We start from the raw sequence: 6,498 nt of genomic DNA, 5'->3' as shown, positions 1-6,498 counted from the left end.
GGGCTGCAATCATATTTTTCGGCTTTTCAAGTGACAAATCGAGCTTAATTTCAGAAGTTTAAACTGAATTTAGCTCCTCAGAAAGTTGAGTTAAAATCATAAGGTTTTTCATCTGATACCCCGGAGTCTGCTTCAAATTCCCGGCGCCGGCGCTGGATGTTCCGGTTTTTCAGGCAAGCCTGCATGCGGGCCGGGCGCAGCCCTTTTTGGTCATGACAATCTGCCAGAGATTGGTATGCCGGGCGCGAAACACACCGGCGCAACTCAGCAGGTAGAACTTCCACATCCGGTAGAAACGCTCACCGTATTGTTCTTTGTGCTTCTGCCAGCAATTTTCAAAATTTTCATGCCAGGCCATCAGGGTTTTGTCATAGTCGGGTCCGAAGTTGTGCCAGTCTTCCATGACGAAAAGGCCTTCCATGGCCCGGCCGATCTGGCTGATCGAAGGCAGCATGGAATTGGGGAAAATGTATTTGTCCAGCCAGGGATCGGTCGTGGTGGCGCTGGCATTGCCGCCGATGGTCTGGATCAAGGCGATGCCGTCGTCTTTCAGGCAGCGCGCGGTGGTTTCCATGTAAGTCCGGTAATTTTTATATCCCACATGCTCCAGCATGCCCACAGACAGCACGCGGTCGTATTGTCCGGTTACATCACGGTAGTCCTGGAGCTTTATGTCAACGGGCAGCCCGCTGCACAGGTCCCGGGCCAGATCGGCCTGCTCCTGCGAGATGGTAATGCCGGTGACGTTTGCGCCGTATTTTTCCGCGGCATATCCGGCAAAAGATCCCCAGCCGCATCCGATGTCAAGAACGCGCATCCCCGGGGAAAGTTCCATTTTCCGGCAAATCAGGTCCAGTTTGGCTTCCTGGGCTTCATTCAGGTTCTGCGCGCCGGCCCAGTATCCGCACGTATAGGTCATCCGATCATCGAGCATGTCCCGGTAAAACGCGTTGCCCACGTCATAATGGCGCAAACCCACCTCATAGGATCGCTTTCCTTTCTGCAGGTTCAGGAGCCGGGCGTTTAGGGCATGGAGATAAAATTGCCAGTTACCTTCAAAATATTTTTTCAAATCCGCCCGAAAAATCCGGTTGAAAAACGCGTCCAGTGCATGGCAGTCCCACCACCCGTCCATGTAGCTTTCACCAACGCCAATGCTTCCCTCCCTTATGACCCGGTCATACAGGTCGTTGTTATGGACAATGATGTCATGGGGCCTGCCGCCGTTAATTGTAATACCGGCATAATCCAGCGCCTCCTGGATATATTGCCGGGAGCTTTTGGCTCTCCCCAACACGGAGGAGAGAACTCGCGGCTTTTGATAAATACCGGATGTTGTTGTTTCCATGTCTGTCTCTCCATTTGATTTGTTTCTTTTCCTTCATATGCGATTCCGTTCTGTTGGTTTTTAATGAACCTCTACTCTTCTGAAACAGGATATTTCGTGCCCAAAAGACTGGGACGAAAGAGGTTAAGGCCATTATCTATTATTTACCCATAGTAAAGCAAATTTTATGCCGAAAAAAAGCAGACGAGTGAGATAAAATCCTATCTTTTTGAAATAAATGTTTTTTCTTTATAAAGCAGGAAATGTCAAAACAGGATGAGAAAAGGCAGGCGTTTCATATAGTGAAACAGTTTCACAGAGTGTTTTACTTCATGTTTCAACTCCGTTTTGCCCGGGGGCACCGCTGCGGCCGCCTGCATTAAAGGCCGTACTTTTTTATTTTCCGCCACAACGTCGAGCGGCCCATGCTAAGAGACCTGGCGGCCATGGTGCGGTTTCCGCGGCAGTTCTCCAGAACGCTCTTGATTTTCAGGGCTTCTTCTGCCTCATGGGGCAGAAGCGCTCCCCCCCAGTCTTTAGAATCCGAATCCCGGCGTTCCCTGACTTCCTCCGGCAGGTGCTCCAGTTCGATCCAGCCGTTTTTACAGGCGATAAAGGCAAACTCGATGATATTTTCCAGTTCGCGGATATTGCCGGGAAAGGGATAATCGAAAAGCGCGGCAAGGGCCTGGGCTGTGGCGCCCTGAACGGCGCGGCCTTTGATCAGGTTGAATTTCTGAATAAAATGATCCACCAAAAGAGGAATATCCTCTTTTCTCCGGGCCAGGGGCGGCAGTTGAATCCTGGCCACGCCCACCCGGTAGTAAAGATCGGTCCGGAACTGCCCCTGGCCCATCAGCTCCTGCAAATCCTCGTTGGCTGCAGTGATCAAACGAAAATCCGAATGCCGGGGCCCGGAAGCCCCCAGCGGGGTGAACTGCCCGTCTTCCAGAACCCGCAGCAGATCCGCCTGAAAAGACATGGAGGTGGCGCAGATTTCATCCAGAAAAAGCGTGCCCCCGTCGGCCATCTCAAACCGTCCCTGCCGGTCCTTGACAGCACCGGTAAAAGCGCCCCTCTTATGCCCGAAAAGCTCGGATTCCAGCAGCGTCTCAGGAAGGGCGGCGCAGTTGACCGCCACAAAAGGGCCGTCTTTGCGCCGGCTCAGCCGGTGAATCGCTTTAGCCACCATTTCCTTGCCCGTGCCGGTGTCCCCCTCGATGAGCACCGCGCTATCGCTTTCGGCGATGTCGGGCAGAAAGGAAAGGATCTTGCGCATGGCCGGTGACCGGCCGATAATATCCTCGATGGTGTAATCCCGGGTCACCTGTTTGCGAAGCTTTTCCAGGTCCGTAAGATCACGGATGGTTTCCACAAGTCCGGTGGCCCTGCCCTGTTCGTCGTAGAGCAGCTCGCAGTTGATGGCAACGGTTTTTACCGTGCTGGACTCACCGATAATCCTTGTTTGCCGTTCCCCGGGGGAGGCCCCGCCGGCCAGCAGATCATCCACCGGGCATCTGCGGCGGCACAGCTCACTTTGAAGCACCTCATGGCATTTGCGGCCGATCATGTCATCGGCGCCATACCCGATAATCGCCTCGGCCGCCGGATTGGCATAGGTCACGGTTTTTTCAAGGTCAAAGGTGAGAACCCCTTCCCGGATGCTTTCCACGATCGTGCAGCAGTGCGACGGCGGCAGCGCCATAAATCGGCATGAGGTAGGGCTTGAGGGTGGATCAAAATTTTGTTTGGTCATCGGCATCGTCCTTTCAGCAGCACGCAACAAACCAGAATTATATTATATATAGTATCGGTTTGGAATGCCGGGGTCAACGGTTTTAAATAAGCCGTATTTTTCGGAATCATTCAATTGTGATGGTTTCGTAAAAAATCGTGATCAGACGACTTTTTACGAAGTCGTCAATTGTATTTATCGAAGAAATCTATAAAAACATAACTATTTATAGAAATTAAAAATTTGACACATCCATATGACCGGCCTATACGGTTGACCCATTGCATGAAACCCGATCAATATCCGGAAAGGAGTCAATGGATGAGCAGCAACGCGCCGACGGAACCGCTGATGAACGACGGGCTCGACAGTGAGCCCCCGGCCAAACGGGCATTGCAGTATGTATTGCAAAAAAAGGAAGAAGGCTGGCCGGTTGCCGGCATCTATTGCGGATACGCACCCATTGAACTGATGCAGGCCATGAAAATCGTGCCGGCACTGCTGTGCGCCTTTTCCAGGGTGCCCATCGAATCGGCCGAAGAAGTACTGCCCGCCAACCTGTGCCCGCTGATCAAGTCCAGCTACGGATTTATCCGGGAAGGGACCTGCCCGTTTTTCTCGGCGGCCGACGTGGTTGTGGCAGAGACCACCTGCGACGGCAAGAAAAAGATGTTTGAGCTCATCGCGGAACTGCGCCCCTTACATGTCATGGACCTGCCGCAGATGCCCGAACAAAACGAGGCAAAAGCGGTCTGGCGGCAAATGATTGTAAGGCTCAAAAACTTTCTGGAGCGGCAAACAGGCCGGTCAGCCACGGAAGAGCAAATCGAGGAGGCCATCTCCTGGTCCAACCGGAAAAACCGCCTGGCCCGGAAAATATTTGAATATGCCGCGCTTTGCCCCCCGGTAATCTCCCGGAAGGAGATCTATGACATCTCCTTTCTGGCCATGCCCTCGACCGGCTTTGACGTCATCCCCCTGCTGGAGGAAAAACTCGAAAAACTGGAAAAAAGAAAGCAGGCCGGCCGGTATTTCGGCACCCCGGACGCCCCCCGGGTCCTTGTTACGGGGTGTCCCATCGGAGGCGATGCCACGAAAATATTCAGGGTCATCGAAGAAGCCGGCGGGGTCGTGGTGGCCCCGGATTCATGCACCGGCACAAAAACGTTTAACAATGACATCGCGGAAAACACCGGCGATCCCATCGGCGCCCTGGCAGAACGATACCTGAAAATCCCGTGCGCCTGCATGACACCCAACACCGGGCGCATGACCGCCCTGTCGAAACTCATCGAAACCTACCGGCCGGACGTGGTGGTCGATTTTATCCTGCAGGCATGCCACGGATACAACGTGGAATCCCGCCGGATCGCCGATCACGTAAAAAACCACCACGGCCTGCCTTTTTTAAAGGTGGAAACCGATTATTCGGATGCGGATACGGGCCAGCTCAAAACCCGGATCGAGGCGCTTTTTGAGACCCTGCCCAAGGCGGCGGACGCCAATTGACCCCCGGTCCGCTTTCTGCTGCCATCAAAAAAAACTGCCCTACCAAAGTTCCGGCCGCCGGCTATAATCCGGCGGCCGGTTTTTCTCAGGACTCCGGATCAGCGCAAATTTCCGGATTCACTGCGTTGCGAACAGCACCCCCGGCCGGCTTCATCCTTCTTTTTTTCCGATTCCTCCTGCTGGCTCTCCTGCTCTGCGTTTTCGAGCTCGATACTGCAGCAGCTGGGTTTCCTTCCGAAAATTTTCTGCAGCAACCCTTTTTTCTTTTCTTCAGCCATAACTTGCCTCCTTTTTTTTGACAGGTTTACACCTGATATAGGTTACAGTATCATGTTAAATGCGTATCCGCCGATCACCGCGGTTGTAAAAACAACAAACACAAATGAAGCCACCAGCCGTTTTTTAAATATTCCTGCCAGCATGGTCATCTCCGGAATCGCCATACCGGCGCCGCCGATGATCAGGGCAATCACCGCCCCCATGCTCATGCCTTTTTCAGCCAGAGCCAGTCCGATGGGAATGGCCGATTCGGCCCGGATGTACAAGGGGACCCCGATGACCGCGGCAATCGGTATGGCCAGCGGATTGCCGGGCCCGGCCGCTGTCACGATCCATTCCTGTGGAATATATCCGTAAATCACAGCCCCGATCCCCACGCCGACCAGGAGATAGATCAGCACCCCCCGGAAATCGGTCCAGGCAGAAGCAAAAGCGCTTTTCAGCTTATCCGGAAAAGCCGCCGGAATTTCCAGCTCTCCGCTGTCGCAGCACCCCCCTTTTACCCGGACGTTTTTTACATACCGGCCGCCTCCGGCCTTCTCCAGAACGATTCCAAAGCAGATGGCGCCTGCAAAAGTAACCGCAAAATAGATCAGGCAGGCTTTTAAGCCCATGAGCACCGCAACCATTCCGATAATAATGGGGTTGAGCAGCGGGGATGCGATCACAAATGTCATGACCGGACCAAAAGGCGCCCCGGCGTTGAGAAAACCAAGCGTCATGGGGATTGTGGAGCAGGCACAAAACGGGGTCAATGCCCCGACAATGCCGGCAAGGAAATTGCCGAAAATGCCCCGCCTGGAAAGCCACTGCCGGAGGCGGTCACGGGGAATATACATTAAAATCAGGGCCACAATTGCGCTAATTCCGATAAACAGGACTGTCAGCTCAGCGGTAATGACTGCAAAATATTTCAGCGAAGTAAAAAGATTGTTCATTATGCCCTCTTAAAAGTTGTCAATGTCAACCATTTATCCAAAAAAAATTTACTCTTTCACTGCCCCGGCCACCCGGAAAAAGACCTCTTTGATTTTCTGTCTGGATTCAGAGGGGAACCTGGATAAAAGCGCTTCAAATTGCTGCTGATACCGCAGATCTGCCATCCGAAGCATCTCCCGGCCCTTGTCCGTGGGTTCAATGCAGCATACCCTGCCGTCTTCGCGGGATTTTAGCTTTTTGATATAGCCCTTTTTTCCCAGTCGGTTGACCACTCTTGTGGCCCCGCTTTTGCTGAAACCAAGGCTGCGCCCCACTTCCTGCACGGAACAGTTCCGGGTGGCTGAAACCTTGTCCAGGGCAATGAACTCAGGCATGGAAAGATCTTCACAGCATTCCCCGTTCAGGCCCCTGGGACCGAAGTGCCAGGCGATTGTGGCAAGTGTACTGCCAATCTCTGAAAACATTGTCTTTTACCCTTCGATGGCTTTACAAACGCTCTTTTGCAAAAGTATTATCCTTTGCCCCGGAAAAAATTCCGCGTTCCTGTCTGCTTGTACTTTTACATTATGAACTTTAATTGACAATGTCAACTATTTTTCGCATTGAATGGGGTCAAGCTCTGGAAAAAGATTCCGGGAAATCACCCAGGGAACAGCCCCGGTTAAAAGTTGCCGGAAACGATCGGATGCCGCTTTAAAGCAACAGTTTG

6 protein-coding genes are annotated in these 6,498 nt (G+C 52.8%); 2 read left to right on the top strand and 4 right to left on the bottom strand.

The genetic code is table 11. The features are described 5' to 3' along the window. Nucleotides 1–169 precede the first annotated feature (169 nt). Entirely contained in the window at nucleotides 170–1,348 is a 1,179-nt protein-coding gene (gene cfa, locus HNR65_RS10980; protein WP_181551544.1) for a cyclopropane fatty acyl phospholipid synthase, read from the bottom strand. 358 nt (nucleotides 1,349–1,706) lie between these two features. After that, nucleotides 1,707–3,083 carry a sigma-54 interaction domain-containing protein gene (locus HNR65_RS10975; protein WP_181551543.1) on the bottom strand — a complete coding sequence of 459 codons (1,377 nt, stop codon included), beginning with the start codon at nucleotides 3,081–3,083 and terminating at the stop codon, nucleotides 1,707–1,709. 300 nt (nucleotides 3,084–3,383) lie between these two features. Here HNR65_RS10975 and HNR65_RS10970 point away from each other — a divergent pair, with 300 nt between their 5' ends. Beyond that, nucleotides 3,384–4,571, top strand: coding sequence for a double-cubane-cluster-containing anaerobic reductase (locus HNR65_RS10970; RefSeq protein WP_181551542.1), 1,188 nt, complete (start codon nucleotides 3,384–3,386; stop codon nucleotides 4,569–4,571). Continuing rightward, entirely contained in the window at nucleotides 4,568–4,870 is a 303-nt protein-coding gene (locus HNR65_RS10965) for a hypothetical protein (protein WP_181551541.1), read from the top strand. Before HNR65_RS10970 ends, HNR65_RS10965 begins: the two co-directional genes overlap by 4 nt. A gap of 21 nt (nucleotides 4,871–4,891) precedes the next feature. On the opposite strand, the gene HNR65_RS10960 is transcribed toward HNR65_RS10965, so the two are convergent. Further along, nucleotides 4,892–5,788 carry a permease gene (locus tag HNR65_RS10960; protein WP_181551540.1) on the bottom strand — a complete coding sequence of 299 codons (897 nt, stop codon included), beginning with the start codon at nucleotides 5,786–5,788 and terminating at the stop codon, nucleotides 4,892–4,894. 48 nt (nucleotides 5,789–5,836) lie between these two features. Further along, nucleotides 5,837–6,253: a MarR family winged helix-turn-helix transcriptional regulator gene (locus HNR65_RS10955; RefSeq protein WP_181551539.1), complete on the bottom strand. Its 417-nt coding sequence runs from the start codon at nucleotides 6,251–6,253 to the stop codon at nucleotides 5,837–5,839. Between the last annotated feature and the right edge of the window lie 245 nt (nucleotides 6,254–6,498).

This window comes from Desulfosalsimonas propionicica, assembly GCF_013761005.1.
Classification (GTDB): domain Bacteria; phylum Desulfobacterota; class Desulfobacteria; order Desulfobacterales; family Desulfosalsimonadaceae; genus Desulfosalsimonas; species Desulfosalsimonas propionicica.
Note: the sequence above shows the minus strand (reverse complement) of the source record. Positions and strands in the feature narration are given on the sequence as shown.

What these genes read in the sequence shown, in the direction of transcription:
- cfa (WP_181551544.1), bottom strand. Translation starts at nt 1,348, where the DNA reads ATGGAAACAACAACATCCGGTATTTATCAAAAGCCGCGAGTTCTCTCC.
- HNR65_RS10975 (WP_181551543.1), bottom strand. Translation starts at nt 3,083, where the DNA reads ATGACCAAACAAAATTTTGATCCACCCTCAAGCCCTACCTCATGCCGA.
- HNR65_RS10970 (WP_181551542.1), top strand. Translation starts at nt 3,384, where the DNA reads ATGAGCAGCAACGCGCCGACGGAACCGCTGATGAACGACGGGCTCGAC.
- HNR65_RS10960 (WP_181551540.1), bottom strand. Translation starts at nt 5,788, where the DNA reads ATGAACAATCTTTTTACTTCGCTGAAATATTTTGCAGTCATTACCGCT.
- HNR65_RS10955 (WP_181551539.1), bottom strand. Translation starts at nt 6,253, where the DNA reads ATGTTTTCAGAGATTGGCAGTACACTTGCCACAATCGCCTGGCACTTC.